This window comes from Gulosibacter chungangensis, assembly GCF_008831155.1.
Lineage (GTDB): Bacteria > Actinomycetota > Actinomycetes > Actinomycetales > Microbacteriaceae > Gulosibacter > Gulosibacter chungangensis.
In genome coordinates, this window is the sequence record NZ_WBKB01000004.1 from 21,354 (window position 1) to 47,520 (window position 26,167).

Here is a 26,167-nt window from a genome sequence, read left to right on the forward strand (position 1 = left end):
AGGGTCACGACCTCACAACAAACCAACAGATAATGGCCCTCGGGAACGGCGTTCTGCCCCGGCAAGCCGTCGCTGCACTTACGATTATGCGGAGTGCGTTACAACCTGAGATGTCTAAGAACCTTGGTTAGCTTTGGGAGTCACCCCGCGCTAATGCTGGTAGGCACCAGCGAAGCTCGAAGAACTCTTCAGTCGGCGATTACCTCGTGGCGCCCTTCGACATCAGGCCCCACGAGATCCACGCGAAACTGTCTGATTCCCTCGGTGAGGAGTCGCACGGCGATGTCGCGGTAGCGTTTTGCGTCGCTCGCGGCCTGGAGTTGTTGGCTCATTCGGCGCAGTGCCGGGAAGTCTCCCTCGGAGAGCGTGACTGCCTGCTCCTCGAACTCGCGTTGTAATCGTGCGGCTCTCTCCGGAGGCAGTTCTATGCCGGTGAAGACTGGCTCGGCAGCAACCGCGACTGCGGTGCGAAGCGCGTAACGTCCGACAAGGAGAGCATCGTCCTCGCTGATCCCCGCGTCGCTGAGTGCGCTCAGACCCAACTCTACGAACCGTTTCCCCTTCGTCGTATAGAGCAGTCGTCGCATCGTGATTTCGGCCGCGCCGGGGTGGGCGGCGAGTGCGTCGATCAACAGGTGCATGAGGGCGGAGAGCCGGTCATCCCACGGCCTATCGAGGGCGATCCCGGACAGATCTAGGCGTTCAGCCAGAGCATCGCCGATGCCGTCAAGGAGCTCGTCTTTGCCAGCGAAGTGCCAGTACAGCGCCATGGGCGTCACGCCAAGGACTGCCGCAACGCGGCGCACGGTGACCTTCTCGACGCCGTCTTCATCGATCAGCCTCAGCGCCGCTTCGATCAGGCGCTCTCGGCTGAGCTTGGGGGGTCTCTGGCGCGGTTTGCTCACACTGAGATGCTACTATACGAAGTACATGTACTAAGTAAAGGTGAGGTGTTCGGGTGACCAGAGAAACCACAGATGTGTTGTTGATCGGTGGAGGAATCGTGAGCGCGACACTCGCCTCATTGATCGCCCGCCTTGAGCCCAGTTGGTCAGTGGAGGTCTTCGAGCGCCTCGATGACGTCGCCGCCGAAGCGTCGAACGGATGGAACAACGCCGGCACGGGCCACGCCGCACTGTGCGAGCTGAACTACACACCACGCACCCGAAACGGCAGCATCGAGATCACGAAGGCCGTGGATGTGCATGAGCAGTTCCTCATCACAGCTCAGTACTGGTCATCCCTCGTCAAGGAGGGAGCGCTCGCTGCCCCCTCAACCTTCATCAACTCCACGCCGCACCTTGCGTTTGTGCGCGGAGATGCGGATCGAGATTTCCTTGCCGCACGTCACGAAGCACTGACGTCGCACCACTTCTTCCAGTCGATGGACTACTCCGCGGATTCCACAACAATCGAGCAGTGGGCGCCGCTCCTGACTCGTGACCGACGCACCGATGAATCGATCGCCGCGACCTATGCCGCCGAAGGAACCGATGTGGACTTCGGCAGCATCACCCGCCAGCTCTTTGAAGACTTCACGCGGCGCGGCGGAGGTCTCCACACTCACACCGAGGTGACGGCGTTGCACCGGGGCACGGATGGTCTGTGGCAGGTGCGAAGTCGCGATCGCACCTCGGGGGCGGTATCCGTGAAGCGCGCGCGAACCGTGCTCGTCGGAGCTGGAGGCTGGGCGCTCAAGCTTCTGCGGTCGGCCGGAGCAACCGAGGTACGCGGATATGGACTTCTACCCGTTAGCGGCACCTTCCTCAGCACGACCGCACCTGAAATCGTTGACCAGCATCAAGTCAAGGTCTATGGAAAGGCCCCTATCGGTGCGCCACCCATGTCCATGCCGCACCTCGACGCACGGATCATCGATGGCCAGCGATCGGTCTTGTTTGGGCCCTTCGCGGGCGCAATCCCCAAGTTTCTGAAGAACGGTTCGATCTGGGATCTGGCCGGTTCGCTTCGCGCTGACAACCTCTGGCCCCTGACCACAATGGGCGTAAAGAACCTGAATCTCGTGTCGCTCCTGGCGCGCGACTTGCTGGCGACACACGCCAGCAAGGTCACGGCACTGCAAGCGTTCGCACCGTCCGCGAACGAAACGGACTGGCAGGCCATCGTCGCGGGGCAGCGCGCCCAGATCGTGAAGCCTGACACCAAGGGCCGTGGAGTGTTGCAGTTCGGCACCGAAGTGATCACGTCTGCGGAAGGCACGCTCGCGGGCGTTCTCGGAGCCTCGCCGGGCGCTTCAACCGCCGTGCCGATCGCACTCGAAATTCTGCGACGCTGCTTCCCCCAGCACGTCGAAGCATGGGAAACCGCGACACTCATCGACTACATCCCAAGCCTGCGAACTTCTCTCGCCTCTGACCCCGCATTTACCGAACAGGTTAAAGAGGCAATCACCTCATCTCTTGACCTCGACCAACCGCTAGCAGGAAAAGACCGATAAGGAAGCGCGACGAGCCATGATGCGATGCAGGAGAGGAGCAAAGCCTCGTTGAAGTCAACGAACGGTGGCCTTCGATGAAGGACTCCTCGCCTGGACCGTCGCCGTCGCCGGGGCGCTTCTCTCCGGTGCTCGCACGCACGCAGACCGCAGTGACAGCGATTGCGCCCATCGCCTTCGACTGCGTGAAATTCATCATCATCCGTGGCGGAAGCGCGCGCCTTTTCAGCGAGCTCGGCAGCCAGCATGTCAATGTTGGCGATGTGGTCGTACTCGCGGCTAACACATTGTGTGGCGCTGAGCCCGAAGGATGGGTTACTACCACAACCTTGTATCTAGATCGCGACTATGTGATCGATCAGGTGTTCTGGCAGTACGCAGCGCGTTTCAAGGATCGACTTGATGCCAGCACCTTCCTCGACACAAACTACGCGGAGCCAGCGCAGGTCGTTCGGATCGGTGATGATCGTGCTGGATTGCTGATGCCGTGGCTGGATGAGCTCACGGCGTTGAGTGTCGAGGGTTTACCCGCGGTGCGCTTCTACCGGGCCCAGGCGCTCGTCTCAGCCGTTCTCGATGTCATCGTTCCGCATCTTGCCGTCACTGATGAGCGGATCAGTTCGACGCAGCGGAGCACCGTTGTGCCTTCCGCTCCACGACACCGGGCGTTTCGACCGCTCCGTGATGAGGCTCGGCACGTTGCTGAGCTTCTCTCCGGTGAGCTTGATCGGCGATGGTCGGTGCCCGAGTTGGCGGGCGCGGTGCACCTGTCTCCATCGCAGCTTCGGCGCGTGTTCACTGCGTCGTTTGGGAAGTCGCCGATCGCGTATCTGACGATGCTGCGCGCAGAACGGATGGCTCATCTACTCAAGGTCACCGACTCGCCGATTTCGGTCATTGCCGTGTCGGTGGGGTGGGGTGATCCTGATTTCGCGGCGCAGCAGTTTCGCCGTAGTATCGGGGTCGCTCCGAGCGAGTATCGCCGGATCAGCCGCAAAAACCCACTGCCGTCGCACCCCGAGTGAACGCGCGTGCGTCCGGGTGAATCGACCGTGATCCGGTGCTCGGATCACCAGGCATCTTGCTTCTGGGGTAGAGGTGGGCTGACCACGTCGGGTTCAGCGATGCACCTGACGGTCGCTCACACTTTGTCCGTCGTCCGTCTCGATTGCGTTTCCTGAGTCCCTTCGCGCACCTTCTGGTCGCAGAGGTCACCCGCCGTGTACGGGTGCCTGCGGAAGGAGGACGGCGATGGCAACCAGCGAGGAAGCGAGGGCGGCGCGGGATGCGAAGCTCGACGCTCTGTATGAACAGCTCACCGATGCGGTGGAGTCGTTGGTGTCGGGTGAGGACTGGAAGCAGGCGCTCACGTTCGCGGCCCGGTTCCGTGCCCGCTCGTTCAACAACACGCTGCTGATCTTCGTGCAGCATCAGGCGGCGTTCGAGGCGGGCCGAGTGCCAGAGCCGGTGCCGTCATATGTCGCGGGATTCAAACAATGGCAGGCACTCGGCCGGCAAGTCTCAAAGGGTCAGTCGGGGTACATGATCCTTGCCCCGGTGACGGGCCGGTTCGCGTCATTCACGCCGAGGGTGGCGGAGTCGTGGCGCCGGCTCGGCCGGTTCGAGAAGCCGAAGCCGGGTGAGGCGGTGCGCTCCCGCATGGTCGGCGTCCGCCCTGCCTACGTCTGGGATGTCTCCCAAACCTCAGGTGACCCGATCCCCGCGCCACCCTCACCGCGGCTGCTGGAAGGCGAAGCACCCGACGGCCTCTGGGATGGCATTGCGCGGTTGGTGGAGGCGGAGGGGTTCACGGTGTTGCGGGTGCCGCATGAGGGCATGATCCACGGTGCGAACGGCCTCACCGATTTCGGTGCGCGGACGGTGGCGGTGCGGGAGAACATGCCCGAGGCGGCACAGGTGAAGACCCTCGTGCACGAGCTCGCCCATGTCCTGCTGCACGGCCCAGACAACGCCGATGCGACGGGGCATCGCGGGATCGGTGAGGTCGAAGCGGATTCGGTGGCATTGATGGTCGCCGCAGCGCACGGCATGGACACCAGCGACTACACGGTCCCGTATGTGTCGGGGTGGGCGGCAACGGTGCCGGAGAAATCCCCGGTCGAAGTCGTCCAAGCCACCGGCGAACGAGTCCGCAAAACCGTAGCCAGCATTCTCGACCAACTCCTCACCGCACAGATCAGCGATGGCGACCCACCCGGCCTCACCCGCGACGCCCCGGCGAAGAAGCGCACCGAGCCTGCGATCGAGGCGACTGCTGATCCCTTGGCTGAGGGGCCGCGCCGTGCGGTGGCAGCGTCGGTGAGGAGTCTGTGATGGGTGACGTCGAGCTTTTCGCCGAAGTCGGTCGGATGCCGCTTGCGGAGGCGGCGGCACGGTTCGCTGCGGCCGGGGTGCCGGTATTCCCGTGCGTGCCGGGTGAGAAACGCCCCTTGGTGGCCCGCGGCTTCCACGATGCGTCCGCTGACCCATTGCAGGTTGCGGGATGGTGGTCGAGGTGGCCGTCCGCGAACATCGGCATCCCCACCGGTGCCACATCCGGGGTGGAGGTCGTCGATGTCGACGTGCACACGACCGGCACCGGATTCCCCGCCTTCCGCGAAGCGCACCGTCAAGGCCATGCCACGGGGTGGGCGGCGCTCGTGCGCACCCCCTCCGGCGGCCTGCACGCCTACTATCCGGCGCACCCGGACCGTGTGCAGTCGTCGTGGCAGGCGGCGCGGGCGCATGTCGATTTCCGTGGTGACGGCGGCTACATCATCGCGCCGCCGTCGAAGGTGCTGCGCCCTGGTGGGGTGCGGGCACCGTACCGGCTCATCGTCGCATCAGGTGATACCCCGGTGCCGGTGGATGCGGCGCGGCTACACGACTTCCTTGACCCGCGCACCCCGATCCCTCTGGGCCGTGCGCGTGCTGCTCGGGTTGAGCGGCGGGGGTCGGATGCGAAGGTACTCGCTGGTTGGGTGGCGGGGCGTGGTGAGGGTGAGCGGAACCGGGGCCTGTTCTGGGCCGCCTGCCGACTCGCCGAGGCCGGCACCCCACCCGACGCGACCCTCGACGCTCTGGGGCCTGCGGCTGAGCATGCGGGGCTGGGTTCGCGGGAGATCATGGCGACGATCCGATCCGCCTACCGCACCACCCACCCCACACCGCATACGTCTGTAGAGCCCGGAGCGGACGAGCGGCGTGTGGTGCGCGGATCACCAGGGCGGGTGATCTTATGAACACCACCGAGGCTGTTTCGCCGCGGGGTCGCCGGTTGGCGGTGGTGACGGCGATCACGGGCACGGTGTTCATCGCAGCCGGCGCGTTCTGGCTCAGCTTTACGGCGCTTGCCGACCTTGCCCGCCGGTCTGGGATCGATGCGGGGCAGGCGTGGGCGTGGCCGTTGATCGTGGACGGCATCATCGTCGTCGCAACTGTCGCCGTCGTCGCCCTCGCCAGCCAGTCCCGCCCGACCTGGTACCCCTGGACGCTTCTCGCCGCCGGCGCCGTCGTGTCGGTGACGGCGAATGCGATCCACGCGATCATCGCCTCAGACACCGACGTCCCGCCGGTGCTTGCCGCATCGGTCGCGGCGATCCCGCCGCTGGTGCTGCTGTCGATCACACACCTCACCGTCTTCCTCACCCGCCCCACCACCACACCGGGCGCAGACGTGATCGAGGCCGCTCCTGCCGAGACGGTCGCCCCGTCTCAAACGGTCGCCGTACGAGAAATGGAGCCGAAATCGGCAATGGAGTTTCCGGTGGTATCGGTGAGTGAGCGGCGGGCGGAGGCGACGCAATTGCGGGACGTGGAGGGGTGGTCGAACAAGCAGATCGCCCGGCGCCTGGGCGTGCACCCCTCCACCGTCGGCCGCTGGTTCACCCCAGCCATCAGCAAGGAGGAAACCCCATGAACGACCACACAGAGACACACCGCACTGAGCTACCGGAGACGCGGCCAGAAATGGTCGAGGGTGCGGAGGCGGAGCGGTCTGCGTTCGCCGTGCACCGCGACCCCTCACTCACCAAAGTAGGCGCTGATCCTGGTTCGCGGGTGGGGCGCGGGATCGCGTGGGTGCGTCCGACTGATCTGATCGCGTCGAGCACCGCCAGGATCGCGGGCCGCGGCATCAACTTTCAGACCGCCCTCGCGCACCGTGCCCGCCGCGCGCCAGGTCACGCCTACCGTGCGACCCGGGATCATGCGCGCGACATTCGGGATCGCCGAGCCGAACGAGCGGCACCCGCGGGGCCGGCAGTATTCGAGTCATTCGATGTGTTCGAGCCACAGGATCGTCCGCGCTCGTCGTCGTGGGTGCGGCCGTCCGGGATCGGGCTGGGGTGAACGGCTATGCGCAGAAGACGGTGGTGGGGTGGCGGTGGGGAGCCGGTGCGCACCTGCCTGTCAGGAGGTGCCACCATGCCACAACGAAACACTCCACGTCGCGATGGTCGCGGGCGTGGGTTCGAGAACTCAGAACGACTCCGCGAACTCCTCACCCGCCTCGACGCTGAGGGGCCGGACGCCTGGCGGAATGACCCGGTCGCTACCGAACTCATGCGGTACGCGGCCGACAAGTACGCCGCGCTCGCGCGCAAGCACGGTCTTGATCCGTGGGAGGCGGCGACCGCGGCGTTCGAGGCGATGCGTGCGCCCTCGGTGCGGCGGGCGGATGATCCGTGGGCGGTCATCACCCGTGCCGTGCAGATCACCTGCATCGCAGAAAACCGCGCCAACGGACTCCTGTGCTCCGTGCACCAGGCACGCAGACCCAGATACTCGAGTTTCCATGACGCCGAACGCTTCTCCGACCGCGAAAACCTCCTCACCGACTACCACCCCGCATTCCGCGCCGACCCCTTCACTGACGACGACGAAGACGACGCTGACGACGAGGTGGAAGCGTCAGGGGCGACGGGAGTGGAGTCAGCGGTCGAAGACACAATCGCACTGCTGTGCTGGTACGGGTGGGAACCAGTGGTCGCCCGCGCGGCGATCGAGTGCATCTGCGCACGCCTCGCAGAATCCGTCTCACGAGCGGGAGCATATGAATCGCTGCGGCGTGATCGTCACGCCCGGGCACTCCTCGATATCCCCGCACCGTCCTGGTATCGGCTGCTGCGCATCGTCCTCGGATCACCAGACGCAAGCCTGACCGGTACGAATGCGAGCCGTGGCGTGCTGCTGCGGCTCCTGATTGGCGAATCACTCCGGCATCTCCTCACTGATGTTGACCTCGCGGTCGCCGTCACGGTTGCCGCGCCCGGGGTGATGCGAGGCCGGCCATGACCACGCCGGGGCATATCGAGCTGGAGCGGGCCGTCGAGTCGATCTGGTCCGGCCGCCGCCACCGCGAGGACTACGGCGACATCGACGCGCTGGTGGAGTCGATCACGCGGGATGGGCTGTTGCAGCCGATCACGATCACCCCGGACGGGATGCTGATTTGCGGTGCCCGCCGTTTGGCTGCGATCCGCAGGCTCGGGTGGAAGACGGTGAACGTGTGGGTGCGCTCCGGTATCTCCACCACCCTCGGGCAGCTCCTCGCCGAACAGGACGACAATCTCCTGCATAAGCCCCTCACCCGTACCGAGGAAGCCGCTCTCTATGCCGAATTGAAAGCGCTCATGGTCGAGGATGCGACGGGCCGACAGGAAGCGTCACGGTTCACCTCGAAACAAGAAAACCCCAGGTCACACGGTGGGGCCACGGTGGCCCCACCGTCGGCCGGGAGTATCGGGAAGACCCGCGAGCAGGCCGCGCTCATGGTCACCGGCCGCAACGCCTATACCTCGCTCGAACGCATCAACGAGTTGCAGAACCTTGCCGCTGACCCGGCACAGACCGACGACGTACAGCAGCGGGCACGGGAGGAACTTGACCGGATCGACGCGGGCGGGTCGATCACCGGAGCGCAGCATCGCATCAAAGCCGCGCAAGCCCTCGCCGAACTCGACACCCTCGCGGGCGACCTCGCACAACCGGCAGGCATCCGCGACACCGCAGCCGCAGGCGCGACCCGGATCCGGGAGCTCGAAGACACGGCACGGCCGGCCGATCTGGAACGGCTCGCGGTACTCGCTGTCGAGCGTGCGAGGACTGCGACGAAGAAGCGCCCCTCCCAGCTCGCATCCGCACGCCTTCACGCGGTTGAGGAGCAGCCGCGGGAGTTCCTGCCGGTGCGGTCGTTCGTCTACCTCTGGGATGAACTCTCCACCTGGACCGAACGCTACGACCCCGAAACCATCGGCCCAGCCCTGTCTGGTGAGCAGTGGGCGATGTTCGAGAACGCCGTCACTGCAACCGTCGCGTTCCTGGATGCCGCCCGCACTGCACGAAACGTGCGCCGCGAAACCGCCTGACCCTCCGCCGCCTCCCTGCCCTGAATGCTGTGGTGCACCTGTCTGGTGATCCGAATCTCGTCGGGAAGGACACCAGGATGGACCCCACCGCTCGCCGCCGCCGCACCGTGCTCATCGCCGCCACAGCTGTCGGCCTGATCCTGCTCCTCCTCATCGGCGTCGGGGTCTACGGACTCACCCGCGGCCCCCAGACCACCGAACCCGCCCGTCCCGATGGGCCGACGGCAACGAACCCGGCACACGTCCCGGCAGAACCGGAAGCCGTGGTCACCCTCGGTGGGTCGGAAAAGTTCGCAGGCGCGGTTGCGGAAGCGCTGTTTACCTGGGATACGACCAGTGGGTATGGGCCTGCCGATTACGCGCAGATGCTCGCCGATGTAACCGCCGACACGGAAGCCGACGCGGCTGCATCCGATGTCCGTTCCTATCTGCCGACCCAGGAGGCATGGACGCAGCTCCGCACGCATCAGACGCGGCAGTGGCTCACCATCGACACGATCGAGATCCCTGCCGCGTGGGAGGATGCGGTGGTGCAGGCGGCGCCGGGGCAGATTCCTGACGGTGCGGTCGCGTATACGATCACCGGCACCCGCCACCGCACCGGCTACTGGGGCACCGACCCGGTCACGACAACGCACCCGGTCGCGTTCACCGTGTTCCTCACCTGCACACCCGAACGCACCTCCGCACCGGCGCCTGCCGCTCCAATCACTGAAACGTGCGCGGTGTTGCGGTTGTCGCAGCTCGACAACCCGCTGCGGTGACCGGCCATGCTCAAGAAACTCCTCGCCGCCCTCACCGTCGCCGCCGTCTGTTTCGGCCCCGCGACCGTGCTCCTGTCCGTCGCTGTCCTCGTCAATCCTGCTGTCGCTGCGTGCGCGCCGGGGTCGTTGATCGTCGGGCCGATCCCGGACTCGCTCACTGCGACGACGCGCAATGGTGAGACGGTGACGTTGAATCGTCAGCAGCTCACCCACGCTGCGACCGTCATCACGGTTGGTGGGCAGACGGATGGGGTGGGGCGTCCGGGGGTGGTGATCGCGTTGATGGCGGCGCTCACGGAGTCGCACCTGCGGATGCTCGCCAACACCGGCACCTACCCAGAATCCGCGAACTACCCCAACGACGGGGATGCGTCCGATCACGACTCTCTCGGTCTGTTTCAGATGCGCCCGCAAGCAGGGTGGGGCTCTGTCGCGGAACTCATGGACCCGAACTATCAAGCCCGCGCCTTCTACGGCGGACCCACCGGACCCAACTACCCCTCACCGCGCGGGCTGCTCGACATTCCGGGGTGGCAGCAGCTCGACCCAGGCGAAGCGGCGCAGGCCGTTGAGGTGTCGGCGTTCCCGGACCGGTATCAGAACTATCAGCCCGTCGCCGAAGCGATCCTCACCGCACTCACCCGCCCCGCGCCATCAACCGGCGGCGGTGGAGGCGGTGAGGTGGTGGTGCCGGAGACCACCAGGGTCGTGTTCCCGTTGCCGGAGGGCTCCTGGGTGCGGACCAGCCCGTTCGGGTGGCGCACCGACCCGATCACCTTCGAGACCGCGTTCCACTCGGGCAGCGACTTCGCCGCGCCTGACGGCACCCCGATCTACGCTGTCGCCGATGGGATCGTCACCCAAGCCGGATACACCGGCTCCTGGGGTGGGCTCATCATCGTGGAGCACACCGTCGGCGGAGAGCGGGTCGCGTCCTATTACGCGCATATGTGGGAGCACGGCATCCACGTCACCGAAGGCATGACCGTCACCGCCGGGCAACACATCGGCGATGTCGGCTCCTCCGGAAAATCCACCGGGCCTCACCTCCACCTCGAAATCCGGCCCGGAGGTCAAGGGCAGCCCGCGATCGACTCCGACCAATGGCTCACCGACCACGACGCCGAAGGCATCACCGGCGGCAACACCTCCCGTGCATCCTGCACCCTGAACGGAGGTGGGCGCTGATGGACGTGTTCCCTGACTTCGGCGGCGTCGGCGCAGCCGACGACCTCCGCACGGTGATCGGTGCGCTACTGATGTTCGTACTCATCATCGCCGTACTGATGCTGATTATCTCCGCGATCATCTGGGCCATCTCATCTTCGACCGGTAACCCGCACACCGCCACAAAAGCCCGGCTCGGGGTCTGGGTGGCACTCGGCACGGCAGCCCTCGCCGGAGCCGGTGTCGCCTGGGTCAACTTCCTCCTGGGCGTCGGCGACCGCTTGTAGGCGTGTCGGTGACAGGAGGTTGCGAGGTACCAGTCTTCCTAGAACGGGAGTGCGGGCGAGGATGCATCTGAAGCGGTCTGTGCTCGTTCGTCTTCGGTGTCGTTCTGCCACTCAGTTTTGATCGCGATGATGAGTTCACGGTCGGAGCCCAGTTTTGCCATTGCCTTCTTGAACGCCTGAGAACGCGTGCTTGCTGTTCCGATGAATCCGCGTGAGATGAGCTGGGTGAAGGCCCCTCGCCCGAGGTACTTGGTGTTGTTGTAGGTCACTCGGAAGCCAGATCGTGGGCCGGCTTTGAACGTCGAATCAGTCATGGCGAGCCGCATCCAGTCAGCGGAGACATACATGCCTTTGAGCGTCTTCCCGTCGAGTTTTCGACCAGCGTCTCCGCGCACGAACTTGAACCAAAATGGGGTATCGAAAGCTCGCCAGTCGATGGTCTTCCTCGGGACTTCACGGCCTTTCGGCATGAGATTGAGTTGTTTCTCTATCTCGTTCTTACGTCGATAAACCCACTCGTAGCTGCCGCTCCCGTCGCCGCTGTCAGCTCGTTCCAGTCTCTTGTATTGAACGAAGGTGAAAGCGTCGTGAACCTGATCCCAGTAGAGAAGGTCGACACCAAGCTCTTCCTCTATGGGTTTCTTGTTGACAGACATGACGAGGAGCTTCCGTTGGCCGCTGCGATCCTCGAACACGGCGAGGCTGGCCGCCCGTTGATCGGCGATCAGCTTGCCATCGAAACGTTGAAGATCGAGCGGCAGAAGCTCCTCCTCCATATCTCGCTCATACCCAGCGTTTAGCACGGTATCGAGAAGTGTCTCTTTTTCCTCGACGCTGGGCGGCTCGCTGAAAGCATCCGCGGGCAACGGAATCTCAGCAATCTGCGAAGCCAGCAAGACCGCATCACGCGCTTCAACTCTCGATTGCTGCACCTCGTCATCGAAGGTGCGCGGCGATCTGAATACGGAATCCAACCACGGTCCGACCGTTGGGTCAACCTGTCTGAGATGTTCGAGGAGAGCTCTTGCTGTAGGACTATCGAGTCGACGTGCGTAGAAGTGCTGCGGCATTGACGGCATCGAGACTGCCTGTTCTCTCAGTTCTCCGAACTCAAGAGGCGCGAGCAGACGAAGGATCGGCGACAAGGTCGCGCGTAGCGTTCCGCTCGCAATGCCGGCGACGCCGCGCGTGACAGCCAACCCGATCAGATAGTCCCCGGTGCCGAGTTCTTCATCTCCTTCGCGCACGATGGCGCAGAGGGAACCGAAGGTCGGGGTGGATTCTTTGTCGAACGCTTCGCTGATTTTCTCGACGCTCAGATAGCTGATCCGGTTCGCGCCCTTCGCGTGGACGACGTACATCACTAAAGGCGGCATCGTCTCGGTGCGTCCGGTCATCTCCTCATTTTAGGTGAGCTCCCAGATGCGCGATGGGGGCGCGGGTGCACCTGGCTGGCAAGTTCGCCATTCCCTGGCGTTTGTGAGCTGAAGGAGCATCCCTGTGATTGATATTGACCCGAACGGTACCGGGCTTCCCGGTATCGAGCAGTTGCGCATCATCGTCGGCGCGGTGATGACCGTCGGCCTGATCCTCTCCGTCCTCGCCCTGATCGTCTCCGCGATCGTATGGGGCTTCGGCGCGAACAGCAGCAACCCGCATCTCGCTTCGCGCGGGAAGGTCGGCGTGCTCGTGTCCTGCGGCGCGGCGATCATCTGCGGCGCGTCGGTGACGCTCATCAACTTCTTCTGGGGCGTCGGCCAAGCCGTCTAACCCCACCACGGACGAGGGAAGGAGGATGCGGTGAGTGTGTGTGATGTGCCGGTGATCTCGGCCGTATGCGACACCGTCGGGCAAGGAGCAGCGACGTTGATCGCGGCCCCGTTCGACTGGCTCGCCCAGGCAATGGGCGGGGCGGCGGCGTGGCTGTTCGAGGCGGTCTGGACGGTATTCGACACCACTACCCTCGTCGACGTCACCGACGAAGGCTACGTCGGGGTCTACAACATCCTCTTCGGGGTCGCAGTGTTCGTGGTGCTGATCTTCTTCTGCCTGCAACTGATCACCGGCCTCGTCCACCGCGACCCCACCGCCCTCACCCGCGCCGCCCTGGGAGCTGCGAAAAGCATCCTCGGCTCGTTCGTCGCGATCGGTCTCACGGGGCTGTTGTTGGAGATCACGGATCAGCTCGCGGTCGGGATCGTGCAGGCCACGGGGAACACGATGGAATCTATCGGCGACCGCATCACCCTCCTCGCGGCAGGGTTCGCGGGGATCAACATCGCCGCCCCCGGTGTCGGGGCGATCGTCACGATCTTCCTCGCAGGACTCGCCATCAGTGCGGCTGCGATCGTGTGGTTCTCCCTCCTGATCCGCAAAGCCCTCCTCCTGGTCGCGATCGTATTCGCCCCGATCGCTCTCGCGGGGTTCTCGTGGGATGCGACCAAGGGGTGGTTCGGGAAATGGGCGACGTTCGTGATCGCGTTGATCTTGTCGAAGCTCGTGCTGGTGGTGATCTTCCTCGTCGCGATCACCCAAGTGTCTGCGCCGATTGAGCTTGATCTGGCGTCGATCAGTGATCCCATCGCAGGTGTGGTGTTGATGTTCATCGCTGCGTTCGCCCCATACATGACGTACAAGTTCGTCACGTTCATCGGCTTCGATATGTATCACTCGATGAGCGCCGAACAAGAAGCCAAATCCGCCCTCAACCGCCCCATCCCCGTCCCGTCAGCACCGAAGGCGGACGGGACGAAGAAGGTACTCGACGGCGCCGACAACGGCGGTGGTGCGGCACCACCCAGTGAAGGCACCCCACCCGCAACGACGGCCACTCCCGCTACAGGAGGGGGCGCAGCGGGTGGTTCTGGTGCCGCAGCTGGTGCGGGGGCTGGGAGTGCGGGCGGCGGTGCTGGCGCAGCTGGTGCCGGGGCCGGCGGGGCTGCTGCTGCGGGGCCTGCGGCGGCGGTCGTTGTCGGGGCTCAGGTGGTCGGTGCGGCAGCGACCGCGGGGCCGAAGCTCGGTGGCAAGGTCGGCGGTGCTGCGGAAGGGCACGCGGCCGGGGCCGGTGAGACCGTGCAACCCGCACCACCACCTGCGCCGAATCACACACCGACCGCACCACCGGCACGACCTACACCCTCGACGCCGCCGCCTGTGCCGTCACCGAAGCCGTCTGCCGGGAAGGAATAATCGATGTCGACTCAGCAGAACACGAGCAGTGCAGGGTTTGGGCTGCGGGCGGTGCAGTTCTCCCGCCTCACCCGCCGCGGCATCCTCCTCGGCCTCTCCCTCCCGCAACTCATCGCCCTCGCCACAGGCGTCCTCTCCATCGTCGGCGCCCTCTACGCCGGCGGCGGGATACTGCTGGCCTGGACCGCACCCATCTGGCTCCTCTCCGCCGTCCTCGCCTGGACCCCGGTCGGGGGCCGGAAACTCATCGAATGGGTGCCCGTCACCTTCCGGTGGGTTGCCCGCACGCAGGCACGGCAGACGGTGTTCCGGCGGCGGGTCGTGAAACCGCGTCCTGCGGGGACGCTCGCTCTTCCAGGTGATGCGGCGTCGCTTCGGGAGTGGGAGGACCCGGAGACCGGGGCGGCGATGATCCACGACCCCCATCACCAGACCCTCACCGCGATCGTCGGCGTCTCACATCCCGCGTTCGTGCTCCTCGACCCCGGAGAGCAGGAACGCCGCGTCGCCACCTGGGGGCGCGTGCTCGCCACCACCTGCCGGTCCGGGCGGATCGCCCGCCTGCAAGTGTGCGAACGCACCCTCCCCGATGGGGGTTCCGGGCTGGTCGAATGGTGGCAACGCCACGGCACCGATGACGGTTCCTGGACCTCCACCGTGTACCGGGAACTCATCGACCGTGCCGGTCCCGCCGGGGAACGCCACGCCACCACCATCAGCCTTGCCCTCGACCTCAAAGCCTCAGCCCGACAGGTACGCACCAACGGCGGCGGAATCAAAGGTGCCGCCGCCGTCCTTCGCCAAGAGATGACAACGCTCGTGACCGCGTTTCGGGCGGCGGAGCTCACGATCACCGGGTGGCTCACCCCCGCTCAGGTCGCGGTGATCCTCCGCTCCGCCTACGACCCCGCTACCGCGGCGATCCTCGAACGGAACACCGACATCGGGCGTTCCCTTGCGACTGCGGGGCCGGTCGCGGTCACCGAGTCGTGGGATCGCCTGCGGTCGGATTCCGCGCACCATGCGGTGCTGTGGGTGTCGGAGTGGCCGAGGTCGCAGGTGTATCCGGGGTTTCTCGCCCCGGTGTTGTTGTCGTCGGGGATTCAACGTTCGTTCTCGCTGGTGTGCACGCCGATCCGGTCGGATCAAGCAGCCCGTGACATCAGGAAGAAGAAGACCGAACTGATCTCAGATGCGGCGCAGCGGCAGAAAATGGGGCAGATCGAAGACGCCTCTCAAACCGCCGAATACGGTGATGTCCTCCAACAAGAAGCCGACCTCACCGCCGGCCACGGTGTGCTCCGCTACACCGGCCTCATCAGCGTCAGCGCGCCGTCCCCGGAAGAACTCGACACCGCGGTCGCGGCGATCGAACAGGCCGCGATCCAAGCGTCTTGTGAGACCCGCCGTCTTGTTGGGCAGCAGGCGCAAGCCTTCACGGTCGCAGCGTTGCCGCTGTGCCGCACCGTCTGAGAGCAAGTAGGAGCCCGTCATGCCGACCTTCCAGAACCCGACCGCCGACGCCGCGGAAGCGTCCGAAGCGCTCCGCGGCCTCGCACATGCGACCCGTACGTTTGAGAACCCCGCCGACACCTACACTGTGCTCGGTGATCTCCTTGCCGGGGTGCGATCCCTCCGGCAAGTGCTCGACCAGCTCGCCACCGCCCACTCCACGAACCAAGTGCGCGCTTATGACGACGCCGGGAACCAAGGTGTCGGCGCAAGTCACGCTTTCACCGCGGCCGCCGAACTGCGGCAGGCCGCGGCGTTGCTCGATGGGATGCACGACCAGGTGGATGCCGCCATGGGCGCCTCGGGGCGTATCGCATGGCGCCCCGCCCCTTCAGACTCTGTCCCTGCCCGGCGGGTGGGGATCGTGTTCCTGCAAGGACAGGACGCCGACGAGGTGCTGGCCATCATCGACCGTGACGGCACTGATGCGGCGATCGAGCACCTGGCCGGGTTCGACATGGGCGAAGAGACCACACAGGCGGCGCTCGTCAACGGATACGTCTACGACACCATCCCCGCCGGCCCGCTCGACCGCACCACCACCGCAGGCATCTACACGCTGACGTACAACCATGACCACGGGCACGTCTCCCTCCTCCGCACGCACCCGGAGACACGAGAACCGGATGCCGGAGCTCCGGCGACGCGGACTGCGCCGAGCCATCCACAGCCACGCCGCCAAGTGCCCGTGGTCGAAGACGAGGATGACTGGTTCGCACCGTCGCAGTCCTCCTCGGTGTCTCGGGGGCGAGCGCTGTGACCGATCGGCAGAAGCTCCATACCGCGGCGTTGGTCGAACCGGCCGGGGAACGCCGCCGGCAGCGGAAAGCACGCAAGCACGCGGCCACGAAGATCGAGACCAACGCACGCCGCACTGAGCAGTCGGCAGAGCGTGAACGGGTGGCCGCTGAGCGTGCCGAACGCCGAAACACCACCTACCTGCCCGCCGCAGGCGAACCAGGGGCAGCGGCGTTACGGACGCCGGGCAGGTTGCGATTGCCGCGGCATCAGGACACGTCCGCGACGCTCGCGGGCGCGTACCCGTTCCTCGCCGAAGGTGGCCTCGGTGCTGACGGCGTGTTCATCGGCCAGGACCTGTACTCGGGTGGCTCGTTCGTCTACGATCCCTGGACTCTGTACGCCCGCGGGGTCATCACCGCACCCAACATTGTCCTCGCTGGCATCGTCGGGTCCGGTAAATCTTCACTCGCGAAATCGCTCTATGCGCGGTCGATCCCGTTTGGTCGCCGTGTGTATGTGCCCGGCGATCCGAAGGGTGAGCATACGGCGGTGGCGGAGGCTGTTGGTGGGCGAGCGATCGTGCTCGGGCATGGGCTTCGCAACCGGCTCAACCCGCTCGATGAGGGCCACCGCCCGTCCGGGGTGAGCGATGCGGAATGGGCGGCGCAAGTCGCGTCCCGCCGCCGGGAACTCATCGGCGCGCTCGCAGAAACCGTGCTGGATCGGGTGCTGTCGCCGTTGGAGCACACCGCGATCGACCTCGCTCTCCAAGACAGCGTCCGCACCGCTGACGTGCCGATCCTGCCTATGGTGGTCGACCGCATCCTGAGCCCCGATCCTGCGACCGACACGGATGGCCGGCTGGTAGAAGACGGCAGGCTCGTCGGCCACGCCCTCCGCCGCCTCGTGGCGGGCGATCTTGCCGGATTGTTCGATGGGCCATCGACGGTCAGGTTCGACCCATCGCTCCCGATGGTGAGCTTGGACCTGTCCCGCGTCGCGGAGAACTCGACGCTGATCTCCGTGCTGATGACCTGCTCCAGCGCGTGGATGGAGTCGGCGTTGATGGACCCGAACGGCGGGCACCGGTGGGTGATCTACGACGAAGCCTGGCGACTCATGGCCTACCCAGCTCTCCTGCGCCGTATGGACGCGCAATGGCGGCTCGCCAGGCATTACGGGATCGCGAACATGCTGATCTTCCACAAACTCACCGACCTCGACAACGTCGGCGACCAAGGCTCCGCGATGCGCGCCCTCGCCAACAGCCTGTTGGCGAATGCGGAGACCAGGATCATCTACCGGCAAGAACCCGACCAGCTCGGAGCCACCGCCGCAGCCCTCGGACTCACCGGCACCGAACAGAAACTCCTCCCAGGACTCGGCACCGGGCAAGGACTCTGGCGCATCAAAGAACGCTCCTTCGTCGTCCAGCACCAACTTCACCCGGCCGAGCTCGCCGCGTTCGACACCACCGCGAGGATGAAGGGCTAAATGCTCAGGTTCAGGATTTCTGAACTCTGATTCCGCGTGATTCTGCGGGTTTTGGCCGATCTGTGGGGTGTTGTGAGGGTGCAAGTTCCCGCGCCCACCGATCCTCTCGTAATGACTGTTTCGGCGTGCCGGTTCGCACCTATCCCTCGATTGACACGCCATGACCGAGGGAGCAGCACTGATGGACACGATCAACGAACTGGCAGCAGATGAGAGCACCGCGAGGATCATCCTCGCTATCGCGTCCGAACCAGGAGATGCGGTGACGGGGCGGATGATTCGCACCGTCGGCGCATCCGAAACGGTCGCCCGCGTCCTCGCCGATGAAGTCCCGGCAGGGCCCGACGGTGACACCTGGCAGCGCCGCCTCGCACCACGCCTCGACGCCGCACAAATCCAGCGGGTGCTTGCTGAGACAGAGCGGCACGGGATGCGGGTGCTGATCCCCGGCGATGCTGAATGGCCTGCCGGGATCGACGCGCTCGGTGATGGCGCGCCGGTGGCGTTGTGGGCGAAAGGCAACCCAGGGCTGCTGACCGGACCGATGTGGGATCGCCTCACCATCACCGGAGCCAGGGCGTCCACCGCCTACGGGGAACACGTCACCACGGAGCTGGTGCAGTCGGCGGTCGCCGACTCCCGTGTGGTGTTTTCGGGCGGCGCGTATGGGATCGATGGTGCCGCGCACCGTGCCGCACTCGCCTCGAATGGCTCAACGGTCGCCGTGCTCGCAGGCGGCTTGGATCGGCTGTATCCGGCAGGGCACACTGATCTGCTGACCCGTGTCGGCAAGGACGGCCTGTTGCTGTCGGAGTTGCCGCCGGGTGCGGCGCCGACGAAGTGGAGGTTCCTGCAACGAGGCAGGCTCCTCGCCGCGCTCTCCGGCACCGTCCTCATCGCCGAGGCCGGGTACCGTTCCGGCACCCTCCACACCGCCGCCCGCGCCGCCGAACTCGGCCGCCCGGTCGGGGCTATCCCCGGGCCGATCACGAGCGCCACCTCTACGGGCTGTCATCGGTTGCTGCGTGACGGCCTCGCCACGGTGGTGACTGGCTATGAAGATGTGCGCGAGTTGCTGCATGGGGTTCGTGACCGGGCTCACCGTGCCGTGCGGGAGCGTGCGGGACTCGAGTCCGACCCGCTCGAGGCTGGGCCGCCGGCGCAGGGGCGGGATTTGAGGGGGCCGGTGTTGTGAGGCGGGTGGTGCACCTGGTGTGAAGGCGGCCGGCTCTGGTCGCTGATGAACACACACCAGGAGGTATCTCGTGTCAGGATCACTCGCCCACATCACGCAGCCGGAGGCTGCGCCACCCAGAACGGGGGTGCGGCGCTGGCTGTCAGCGCTGCTCGCGCTCCTGGTCATCGCGGGTTCGTTCGCGCTTGGCTCCCAGGCTGCCCATGCGGGCAGTGAAGGGGTCGGGTACTGGTCAGATGGTGCGTTCCTCGGCGCGTACAACACGGATGTGGACGGCCGGCAGGCGTATTGCGCGGACCTGGACGCGGACCCGCCCTACGGCAACACATCGGGGCCGGAACGGATCACGGCGTTGGATTCGCTGTCGCGGCAGCAGCTTGCCGAGTTGAACTATGTGATGGACCGGTGGGGGCAGTCGGGCGATCCGAACGTCACCGCCGCGGTCGCGCTGCATGTGTGGTCGGTGGCGAGCCCTGGCCGGTATAACTCGCACGGCATGTCCGGTGACGACTACTACGTTGCCCGAGCCCCCGCGTCGGAGCGGGGAACGATCCTCGCGAACCTCGCCGCGATGCGGCAGGAGGCCGCAGCAAACGCGGTCACCGACCCGTCACTGTCGCTATCGCTTGAGATGTCGGATCAGTACGCGGGCACGCTCACCGTCGCCACCCACCCCGCAGGCCTCACCGGTGCTGCGACCTTGTCGGATGCGGTCTTCGCTATCGGTTCCTCGGCGCGCACGATCGGCTCCGGGGCGCACCCGATCACCGGCACCCCCGCAGTCGGTGTGCCGTCCTACCGGGTTGGCGCGTCGATGAGCATCGATGCGGCCGGGTATGGTGCGGCGCTTGATCTCTACACGACTCCTGGGAAGCAGCGTTTGATCGCCGCCGTCGCAGGGTCATCCACCGGGTTGTCGGCGTCGGTGGAGTCGCCGGTGATTGAACTGGATTTCCAGCCGGAGATCACCACCCAGGTCGCCTCCCGCTACGTCGCGGAGGGTGATGCGTTCGTGGATGGGCTCACGGTGTCGGTGTCGAAGGGCACCTGGATTCACCTGGACGGCAACCCGATTGAGGTGACCGCGACCGGCACCTTGTATGGGCCGTTCGATGAGCAGCCTGCCGAAGCCGACACCCCACCGGCCGGAGCCCTCGTCGCAGGCGTCGAGACGGTGACGTTGACGGGTGCGGGGTCGTATACATCGCCGGGCACGATCGTTGCGCCGGAGTCGGGGTTCTACACGTGGGTGTGGAGCATCGACAAGACCGCGCACGGTGAGAACGCGAAGTACCTCACCGACTCGTTCACCGACCGCTTCGGCCAAGTCACTGAGACGTCGGTGGTGCCGTTCCAGCCCGAAGCTGTCTCCAAGGCGGATCAGCGTCTCGCTGTCCCCGGTGATGCACTCACGGACACGATCACCGTTAGTAGCAGTAATGGTGCGTGGTTGAAGAAGGACGGCGCGCACATTCCGGTGGTGTTCGAGGGCACCGCCTACCAGGTGCCCGGCACGCTGCCCCCGGCGCAGAACGCCGCGATCGACCCGAACGCGGTGCCGCTCGGTACCGTGACGGTCACCGCAGACGGCCCCGGCGTCTACACGTCCCCGTCGGTGGTCGCGCCGACGGGCGGGTTTGTGACCTGGGTGTGGGAGGTTCGGAAGACTACGCAGCCGGAGTGGGTGCGCGACTACCTCGCGAACGACTGGCAGGACGAGTACGGGATCACGGTGGAGACGACGTCGGTGCGGTGGCCGGTCACGGTGACCTCGCTGATGCGGGAGTACAACGTGCACCCCGGCGGACGCGCCTTCGATGTGATCACCGTCACCGGGTTCCCGGCGAACCACGGCGATTTCACCGGCGACGGCTACTGGAACGCCGATGTCGATGAACTGCATCACACCGTCTACGGCCCCTTCGCGTCAGATACGGAACTCACCGACGATCTCGACCTCACCAGCGCGCCGGTGCTGGCGGAACTGATGACGCCGGCACGCAATGGGGTCTACAAGCTCGGGTACACGGATGACGACAAGATCGTGCCGACCGAGCCCGGCTTCTACGTCCTCGTCACCACCTTCACCGGCGACGACCGCGTGCAGCCTTACTCCTCGTCTCCGGTGGACGTGCTGGAACGCTTCTACGTCCCACCCACCGGCAGAGAGGTGCCTGTGTCCGTGGTGACGCAGGCGACACCGGAAGCGTTCGTCGGCGAGCCGTTCTCGGATACCGCGCTCGTGCAGGGCACGAAGATTCCCGACGGTTCCTACCTGGTGTTCCGTGCCTACGGACCCCACCTGGCAGACGCCGAAGCCCTGTGTGAGGCGCCGTTCTACGAGAGCGAGGAGATCCCGGTCACCCAGGCCGGTGTCTACCGTTCCGGCACCACCACCGTCGATACCGCGGGGAACGTGTACTGGGTCGAATCCCTCTACAACGCCGACGGCGAGATCATCGCCGAGGGTCTTTGTGGGGCGCCGGGTGAGACGACGGTGGTGAAGGAGCAGCCGGAGGAGCTGATCGTGAAGACGAACGCCATGGCGAACGTGAAGCTGGGTGATCCGGCGCATGATGTTGCGACCGTCACCGGCACCGTCCCCGACGGGGCACGCCTGATCTTCGAGGCGTACCGGCAGGACAGTGACACCGCGACCTGCACCCCGGAAGAACTCGTCTTCACCTCCACCACGATTGATCTCGATGGGCCAGGTGAGTATCGCTCCGACGAGGTGATCTTCGACACGGTCGGCATCTACTACTGGGTGGAGACCGTCACCGATGAGGACGGCACGATCCTGCACCGTGGGGTCTGCGGTGCACCGGATGAGACCACCACCGTCACCGACACCCCAGACGTAGCAGGCACGCCGGGTGAGCTCGCGCACACCGGCGGCGGTGACTGGTGGCCGATCGGTCTCGCTGGTGGGCTGATCGCTGCGGTTACCGGTGGGGTGTTGCTGTTCGGGCGTCACCTCGCGATCACGCGCGACCGCGCCGGGTACGTCCGTGACGAGGACCTGTCGTTCGAGGAGTTCAAGGCCCAGTTCGAGGGAGCAAAGGAGGACTAACCACAGGCTGCCGACCCTCCGGCACCCCCACCCCAGGGCGGGTCGGTATGGGAGGGCACGAACCACCCCAGGTTCGTGCCCTCCCACCTGCGTTTCGGGGGCGGTGCTAGTGCACCTGCCTGGCGACACCCCTGCACTCCACGGAGAGGAACCCTGTGACGCCGAAGCCTCGCTACCGCCGCACCCACCCCGACCACCAACCCCCGAAAGCGCCGAAGCCACCGAAGACTGAGCCCGGTGGACCGGTCGTCGTGCCGGTGGTGGAGTTCACCATCACCGCTGATGGTGCGATGACGGTCACGGTCGACGGGCGCCCGTATCTCCCGGAGCCGTTCGCTCCGGGATGGCGGCGCGAAGCGTTCCCGACCATCCTCGACGCCCTCACCGCCCAGTACCGGTCGCCGCTGCGCGTGCAGGTACACGAGGCCGACGGGTCAACGTTCACCGACATCATCACCCCGCCCCGCGAACGCACCACCCCAAAGCCCTGGGAAGCATCAGCACCGGCACCGGTGGCTGTGGTGTCGCCTCCGGTACCAGCCGCGCAGCCGGTGCTGCATCAGGTGGCAGGGGCAGGGTTCGTTGCGGGTGAGGATGTCGCCGTCGCGATCATCCACGCCCACACCGACGCCAGCAGCGACGGCACCGCCCGCACCCTCCTCACCGCAGAGCAAACCGCGCTTGCGGTGACGGGTGAAGTGATCCTCCTCGGCCGCATCTCCGGCACCCTCACGGTCGGGAGAATCCAATGAGCACCCCGCGGCAGGGTGGGGCGCTTGGGGATGAGCTGGCGAACCTCGGAATCATCGCCCTCATCGCCGCCGCCGTCCTCGCCGTCATCCTCCGCGTTGCGGGAACGATCACCGCGTGGGTTACCGGGATTGCGCAGCCGCCGGGCGGGATCGAAGCCGGCCCCGGCGTGCTCCTGCACCCCTCCGACCCCGGTAGCGCACTCGCTGCCGACGAGCTGAACCCGGTCGCGTACTGGATCGTCACCGGCATCCTCATCGTCGCGGTCGGGAGTGCGGGGTGGTGGGTGTGGCGGTTCTTCCGCGAGCACGCACGACAGACGAAGGTCGACCCGTACCGGATCGTCGGGATCGCCACCCGCACCGACGTCACCACCGCCGCATCAGAGAAAGCACTGCTGCGTCGGGCCGGGCAACTCCGCCCCTCCATCCAGCAGCCTGCGGTCACCGATGTCGGATACCTCCTCGGCGCATCGAGGAACGTAAACGTGTGGGCGAGTGTGGAGGATTCGATCCTGCTGATCGGGCCACCACGATCGGGGAAGGGGTTGCATGTGGTCATCAACGCGATCCTCGACGCCCCAGGCGCCGTCGTCACGACCTCCACCCGCCCCGACAACCTCACCGCCACTCTCACAGCACGCCGTGCGGAGGGGCGGCCAGTGGCGGTGTTCGATCCGCAGCACCTCGCCGAAGGCGTCCCCGCAGGCTTGCGGTGGTCACCGATCCGGGGATGCGAAGACCCGCTGACTGCGATGATCCGCGCCACCGGCCTCGCCGCAGGCACCGGCCTGTCCGCTGGCGGTGTCGAGGGCGGGGATTTCTGGGAAGGGAAAACCCGCACCGCCCTCCAAGCACTCCTCCATGCCGCAGCCCTGGACCAGCGTGCGCCTGCCGAGTTGTTCCGGTGGACCCTGGACCCGGCTGCGGCGTCCGATGCGGTCGCGATCCTTACCGCGAACCCTCGGGCGGCGACGGGGTGGGCGGATTCGTTGCAGGCGATGATCGACTCAGACCCCAGAACCCGCGACTCCATCTGGCAAGGCGTGTCCCTGTCTCTTGCCGCGCTCGCAGATCCCCGCGTCCTCGACGCGGTCAGCCCAGGCCCGGAGGAGCGGTTCGATCCGGAGGAGTTTCTGCGCAAGCGCGGCACCGTGTATCTGCTCGCGACAGGCGCCGGGGCGAACAACAGTGCCGCACTGGTGTCAGCGTTCGTGGAAGACCTCGTCGAAGCCGCCCGTCGCCTCGCCGCACGCTCACCGTCAGCACGTCTCGACCCGCCGCTGCTGCTGGCGCTGGATGAGATCGGAAACCTCGCCCCACTGCCATCGCTCCCGACGTTGATGGCAGAAGGCGGAGGTACCGGGATCACGACCATGCCGGTACTGCAATCCCTCGCACAGGCACGCGAGAAGTGGTCGGATAACGCTGCCGGCGCGATCTGGGACGCATCGATTGTGAAGATCATCCTCGGTGGCGCATCCAACTCCCGTGACCTTCAAGACCTCACCACCCTCATCGGTGAACGCGACGAGATCACCGACTCCACCACCATCGGCGACCACGGCTCCCGCACCGCACAACGCTCCATCCGCCGGGTAGCGATCATGCCTCCCGACGTGATCCGCACCCTCCCATTCGGTACCGGACTGATCCTGCTACGCGCCGCGCCACCGATCGTCGCGAAACTGCGTGCTTGGACGCGCCGCAAGGGCGCGAGCGACCTGCAGGGTCAGCGGCGCGTGGTGGAGAAGCTGCTACAAACCGGTTCTCCGGCATCCGCGGGTGATGAGGGGCCGGTGGGCGCACCTGAGTGACAGAGCACCCTGACCGGGGGTGCCGCTGTCACGAGGAGTGTCCAATGGCTATCCACACACAAGAGTCCCTGTCCGGGTTCATCGCTTCCGAACCGCACCTGTCGTTCACCGAGAAAGGTGACGCACGACTGTTCGTGAAGATCGGGCAAGAACACTACCGCCGCGAAGACGATGGCTCGTTCACGCAGACCGAGACCACCTTCCACGACCTCGTCGCGTTCCGGAAGACCGCCGAACGCGCCCACCAGCGCTTGGCGAAAGGCGACAAGTTCGTCGCCGAGGGCTACACCCACCACTACGACCGCACCGACGACACCGGGCAGACCGTCAAGGCAGAAGAGTTCATCGCGAAGAAAATCGGGCACGACCTCGCCCGCACCCGCTACACAGTCGACCGTCCCCGACGCACACAAGCAACCGACTCATTGGATGCCGGACTCGAGGACGCTGCACTGTCACCCGGCGCACCACGCCGCGCGCCCGCTGGTGCAACCGCGGTCGGAAGGTGAGGACGGATCATGGTCGATGAACTGCCCGACACGGGCGAAGTTGATCCGGGCGAAGTGGCGGAGGACGAGTTCGATGAGAGCTACGACCCCGACACCGAACCCTCCACCGCGGAGGATGAGGGGATGGCGGGTCCGCCGGGGCCGGTGAACTGGAATCTCCTCACCGCCGACGCCGCAGAAGAAGAATGGCTCGCGCTCAACGAATGGGTGCACTGGCTTCGCCACACCTACGGCCTCTCTGTCGCCGTCTGCCCGCCGTTCTGGCACCGCCACCCGGCACTGGTGTGGGAACTGTCCGCGTTGCACATCCACTGGCTGTGCGCGATCCACCCCGAAGCCAAGGGCTCCGCCATGCTCATCTGGCATCGCGACTTCACCGAAGCCCAAGAACGCCTCCGGCACTGGACCGCAGCCTGCGGCACGCGCCTGACCACCGACCGCCCCACCCGCCGCATCGCCTGGCCCGGAGAATCCGACACCGACACCATCGATGACATCGTGATCCCGAACCGCGAGGAAGACTTCGTGGAATACATGCACGCTGATGTGGAAGCGCGGCGACGTGCCGAGGACCAGTTCATCGCAGGTCTCGTCCTGAGCACGGGAGAAGTACCATGAACCGGCGTGAGCGCAGGCGGGGTGAGGATCGACGCTTCACCGTCAAAGCAGTGCCACGCAGTCAACCTGACCTGCACAAGCTCGCGCAGGTGTTCCTCGGCATGGCGGTCAGCAGATCGAAGGCGAACGACGCGCCCACGCCGGATGACGCCGATCCTGGGCGTTCTGAGCCCGACAAGGTAGAATAGAACCCGACGCCGCGGCCTTACCGGGCCGGGTGCGCAGTCTC

Annotated in this window: 25 protein-coding genes; 23 read left to right on the plus strand and 2 right to left on the minus strand. The window is 65.9% G+C overall.

Translation table 11 applies throughout. From position 1 onward, the window contains the following. Window positions 1-188: 188 nt before the first annotated feature. Window positions 189-905 carry a TetR/AcrR family transcriptional regulator gene (locus tag F8O05_RS07315; protein WP_158052113.1) on the minus strand — a complete coding sequence of 239 codons (717 nt, stop codon included), beginning with the start codon at window positions 903-905 and terminating at the stop codon, window positions 189-191. 53 nt (window positions 906-958) lie between these two features. On the opposite strand from F8O05_RS07315, the gene mqo reads away from it, so the two are divergent. From mqo to F8O05_RS07370, 11 genes are all read left to right on the plus strand, one after another. Further along, window positions 959-2,458, plus strand: a complete 1,500-nt coding sequence (mqo, locus tag F8O05_RS07320; protein ID WP_158052114.1) for a malate dehydrogenase (quinone) — start codon at window positions 959-961, stop codon at window positions 2,456-2,458. 74 nt (window positions 2,459-2,532) lie between these two features. Further along, complete coding sequence (locus F8O05_RS07325) at window positions 2,533-3,480, plus strand: helix-turn-helix transcriptional regulator (protein ID WP_158052115.1); 948 nt, start codon at window positions 2,533-2,535, stop codon at window positions 3,478-3,480. A 226-nt stretch (window positions 3,481-3,706) separates the two neighbouring features. After that, window positions 3,707-4,789, plus strand: coding sequence for an ArdC-like ssDNA-binding domain-containing protein (locus F8O05_RS07330; RefSeq protein WP_158052116.1), 1,083 nt, complete (start codon window positions 3,707-3,709; stop codon window positions 4,787-4,789). After that, window positions 4,789-5,697 carry a bifunctional DNA primase/polymerase gene (locus F8O05_RS07335; protein ID WP_158052117.1) on the plus strand — a complete coding sequence of 303 codons (909 nt, stop codon included), beginning with the start codon at window positions 4,789-4,791 and terminating at the stop codon, window positions 5,695-5,697. Before F8O05_RS07330 ends, F8O05_RS07335 begins: the two co-directional genes overlap by 1 nt. Further along, window positions 5,694-6,374 carry a DUF2637 domain-containing protein gene (locus tag F8O05_RS07340; RefSeq protein ID WP_192497078.1) on the plus strand — a complete coding sequence of 227 codons (681 nt, stop codon included), beginning with the start codon at window positions 5,694-5,696 and terminating at the stop codon, window positions 6,372-6,374. Before F8O05_RS07335 ends, F8O05_RS07340 begins: the two co-directional genes overlap by 4 nt. Then, window positions 6,371-6,805, plus strand: coding sequence for a hypothetical protein (locus F8O05_RS07345; protein WP_130455636.1), 435 nt, complete (start codon window positions 6,371-6,373; stop codon window positions 6,803-6,805). Before F8O05_RS07340 ends, F8O05_RS07345 begins: the two co-directional genes overlap by 4 nt. Window positions 6,806-6,880: 75 nt before the next feature. Continuing rightward, entirely contained in the window at window positions 6,881-7,750 is an 870-nt protein-coding gene (locus F8O05_RS07350) for a hypothetical protein (RefSeq protein WP_130455638.1), read from the plus strand. After that, the gene (locus tag F8O05_RS07355) at window positions 7,747-8,823 is read left to right on the plus strand and encodes a ParB N-terminal domain-containing protein (RefSeq protein WP_130455640.1); all 1,077 of its coding nucleotides are present in this window, start codon (window positions 7,747-7,749) and stop codon (window positions 8,821-8,823) included. The genes F8O05_RS07350 and F8O05_RS07355 overlap by 4 nt, the downstream gene beginning before the upstream one ends. A 77-nt stretch (window positions 8,824-8,900) precedes the next feature. Continuing rightward, the gene (locus F8O05_RS07360) at window positions 8,901-9,587 is read left to right on the plus strand and encodes a hypothetical protein (RefSeq protein WP_130455642.1); all 687 of its coding nucleotides are present in this window, start codon (window positions 8,901-8,903) and stop codon (window positions 9,585-9,587) included. A 6-nt stretch (window positions 9,588-9,593) separates the two neighbouring features. After that, the gene (locus F8O05_RS07365; protein ID WP_130455644.1) at window positions 9,594-10,775 is read left to right on the plus strand and encodes a M23 family metallopeptidase; all 1,182 of its coding nucleotides are present in this window, start codon (window positions 9,594-9,596) and stop codon (window positions 10,773-10,775) included. Beyond that, window positions 10,775-11,041 carry a DUF6112 family protein gene (locus F8O05_RS07370; RefSeq protein WP_130455646.1) on the plus strand — a complete coding sequence of 89 codons (267 nt, stop codon included), beginning with the start codon at window positions 10,775-10,777 and terminating at the stop codon, window positions 11,039-11,041. The genes F8O05_RS07365 and F8O05_RS07370 overlap by 1 nt, the downstream gene beginning before the upstream one ends. A 38-nt stretch (window positions 11,042-11,079) precedes the next feature. Here the strand turns inward: F8O05_RS07370 and F8O05_RS07375 are convergent, their stop codons facing one another. Further along, entirely contained in the window at window positions 11,080-12,438 is a 1,359-nt protein-coding gene (locus F8O05_RS07375) for a hypothetical protein (RefSeq protein ID WP_158052118.1), read from the minus strand. Window positions 12,439-12,541: 103 nt separating this feature from the next. Between F8O05_RS07375 and F8O05_RS07380 the strand changes: the two genes are divergently transcribed. The 12 genes from F8O05_RS07380 to F8O05_RS07435 all read left to right on the plus strand — a co-directional run bounded on the left by F8O05_RS07380 (window position 12,542) and on the right by F8O05_RS07435 (window position 26,126). Further along, on the plus strand, window positions 12,542-12,811 hold the full coding sequence (locus F8O05_RS07380; RefSeq protein ID WP_024355940.1) for a DUF6112 family protein: 270 nt from the start codon (window positions 12,542-12,544) through the stop codon (window positions 12,809-12,811). Window positions 12,812-12,841: 30 nt separating this feature from the next. Next, window positions 12,842-14,230: a conjugal transfer protein TrbL gene (locus F8O05_RS07385; protein ID WP_130455650.1), complete on the plus strand. Its 1,389-nt coding sequence runs from the start codon at window positions 12,842-12,844 to the stop codon at window positions 14,228-14,230. A 3-nt stretch (window positions 14,231-14,233) separates the two neighbouring features. Beyond that, window positions 14,234-15,703 (plus strand): SCO6880 family protein, encoded by a 1,470-nt coding sequence (locus tag F8O05_RS07390; RefSeq protein ID WP_130455652.1) that lies wholly within the window; start codon window positions 14,234-14,236, stop codon window positions 15,701-15,703. Window positions 15,704-15,722: 19 nt separating this feature from the next. After that, window positions 15,723-16,502 (plus strand): hypothetical protein, encoded by a 780-nt coding sequence (locus F8O05_RS07395; protein WP_158052119.1) that lies wholly within the window; start codon window positions 15,723-15,725, stop codon window positions 16,500-16,502. After that, window positions 16,499-17,977 (plus strand): ATP-binding protein, encoded by a 1,479-nt coding sequence (locus F8O05_RS07400; RefSeq protein WP_158052120.1) that lies wholly within the window; start codon window positions 16,499-16,501, stop codon window positions 17,975-17,977. The genes F8O05_RS07395 and F8O05_RS07400 overlap by 4 nt, the downstream gene beginning before the upstream one ends. 160 nt (window positions 17,978-18,137) lie before the next feature. Further along, window positions 18,138-19,172 (plus strand): DNA-processing protein DprA, encoded by a 1,035-nt coding sequence (gene dprA / locus F8O05_RS07405; protein ID WP_158052121.1) that lies wholly within the window; start codon window positions 18,138-18,140, stop codon window positions 19,170-19,172. Window positions 19,173-19,242: 70 nt separating this feature from the next. Beyond that, window positions 19,243-22,245 (plus strand): hypothetical protein, encoded by a 3,003-nt coding sequence (locus tag F8O05_RS07410; protein WP_158052122.1) that lies wholly within the window; start codon window positions 19,243-19,245, stop codon window positions 22,243-22,245. A 155-nt stretch (window positions 22,246-22,400) separates the two neighbouring features. Then, window positions 22,401-22,997, plus strand: a complete 597-nt coding sequence (locus F8O05_RS07415; RefSeq protein WP_225735793.1) for a hypothetical protein — start codon at window positions 22,401-22,403, stop codon at window positions 22,995-22,997. Further along, complete coding sequence (locus tag F8O05_RS07420) at window positions 22,994-24,811, plus strand: type IV secretory system conjugative DNA transfer family protein (protein WP_158052123.1); 1,818 nt, start codon at window positions 22,994-22,996, stop codon at window positions 24,809-24,811. The genes F8O05_RS07415 and F8O05_RS07420 overlap by 4 nt, the downstream gene beginning before the upstream one ends. A 44-nt stretch (window positions 24,812-24,855) precedes the next feature. Continuing rightward, on the plus strand, window positions 24,856-25,320 hold the full coding sequence (locus tag F8O05_RS07425; RefSeq protein ID WP_158052124.1) for a single-stranded DNA-binding protein: 465 nt from the start codon (window positions 24,856-24,858) through the stop codon (window positions 25,318-25,320). 9 nt (window positions 25,321-25,329) lie between these two features. Then, window positions 25,330-25,938, plus strand: a complete 609-nt coding sequence (locus F8O05_RS07430; RefSeq protein ID WP_130455666.1) for a hypothetical protein — start codon at window positions 25,330-25,332, stop codon at window positions 25,936-25,938. Further along, window positions 25,935-26,126, plus strand: coding sequence for a hypothetical protein (locus tag F8O05_RS07435; protein ID WP_130455668.1), 192 nt, complete (start codon window positions 25,935-25,937; stop codon window positions 26,124-26,126). Before F8O05_RS07430 ends, F8O05_RS07435 begins: the two co-directional genes overlap by 4 nt. Window positions 26,127-26,167: the final 41 nt, after the last annotated feature.

Bases quoted from the DNA above. Each gene is read 5' to 3' on its own strand.
- F8O05_RS07370 (WP_130455646.1), top strand. From the start codon at position 10,775: ATGGACGTGTTCCCTGACTTCGGCGGCGTCGGCGCAGCCGACGACCTC.
- F8O05_RS07345 (WP_130455636.1), top strand. From the start codon at position 6,371: ATGAACGACCACACAGAGACACACCGCACTGAGCTACCGGAGACGCGG.
- F8O05_RS07365 (WP_130455644.1), top strand. From the start codon at position 9,594: ATGCTCAAGAAACTCCTCGCCGCCCTCACCGTCGCCGCCGTCTGTTTC.
- F8O05_RS07430 (WP_130455666.1), top strand. From the start codon at position 25,330: ATGGTCGATGAACTGCCCGACACGGGCGAAGTTGATCCGGGCGAAGTG.
- F8O05_RS07340 (WP_192497078.1), top strand. From the start codon at position 5,694: ATGAACACCACCGAGGCTGTTTCGCCGCGGGGTCGCCGGTTGGCGGTG.
- F8O05_RS07350 (WP_130455638.1), top strand. From the start codon at position 6,881: ATGCCACAACGAAACACTCCACGTCGCGATGGTCGCGGGCGTGGGTTC.
- F8O05_RS07390 (WP_130455652.1), top strand. From the start codon at position 14,234: ATGTCGACTCAGCAGAACACGAGCAGTGCAGGGTTTGGGCTGCGGGCG.
- F8O05_RS07325 (WP_158052115.1), top strand. From the start codon at position 2,533: ATGAAGGACTCCTCGCCTGGACCGTCGCCGTCGCCGGGGCGCTTCTCT.
- F8O05_RS07330 (WP_158052116.1), top strand. From the start codon at position 3,707: ATGGCAACCAGCGAGGAAGCGAGGGCGGCGCGGGATGCGAAGCTCGAC.
- F8O05_RS07425 (WP_158052124.1), top strand. From the start codon at position 24,856: ATGGCTATCCACACACAAGAGTCCCTGTCCGGGTTCATCGCTTCCGAA.
- F8O05_RS07335 (WP_158052117.1), top strand. From the start codon at position 4,789: ATGGGTGACGTCGAGCTTTTCGCCGAAGTCGGTCGGATGCCGCTTGCG.
- F8O05_RS07375 (WP_158052118.1), bottom strand. From the start codon at position 12,438: ATGACCGGACGCACCGAGACGATGCCGCCTTTAGTGATGTACGTCGTC.
- F8O05_RS07360 (WP_130455642.1), top strand. From the start codon at position 8,901: ATGGACCCCACCGCTCGCCGCCGCCGCACCGTGCTCATCGCCGCCACA.
- dprA (WP_158052121.1), top strand. From the start codon at position 18,138: ATGACCGAGGGAGCAGCACTGATGGACACGATCAACGAACTGGCAGCA.
- F8O05_RS07355 (WP_130455640.1), top strand. From the start codon at position 7,747: ATGACCACGCCGGGGCATATCGAGCTGGAGCGGGCCGTCGAGTCGATC.
- F8O05_RS07420 (WP_158052123.1), top strand. From the start codon at position 22,994: ATGAGCACCCCGCGGCAGGGTGGGGCGCTTGGGGATGAGCTGGCGAAC.
- F8O05_RS07435 (WP_130455668.1), top strand. From the start codon at position 25,935: ATGAACCGGCGTGAGCGCAGGCGGGGTGAGGATCGACGCTTCACCGTC.
- F8O05_RS07395 (WP_158052119.1), top strand. From the start codon at position 15,723: ATGCCGACCTTCCAGAACCCGACCGCCGACGCCGCGGAAGCGTCCGAA.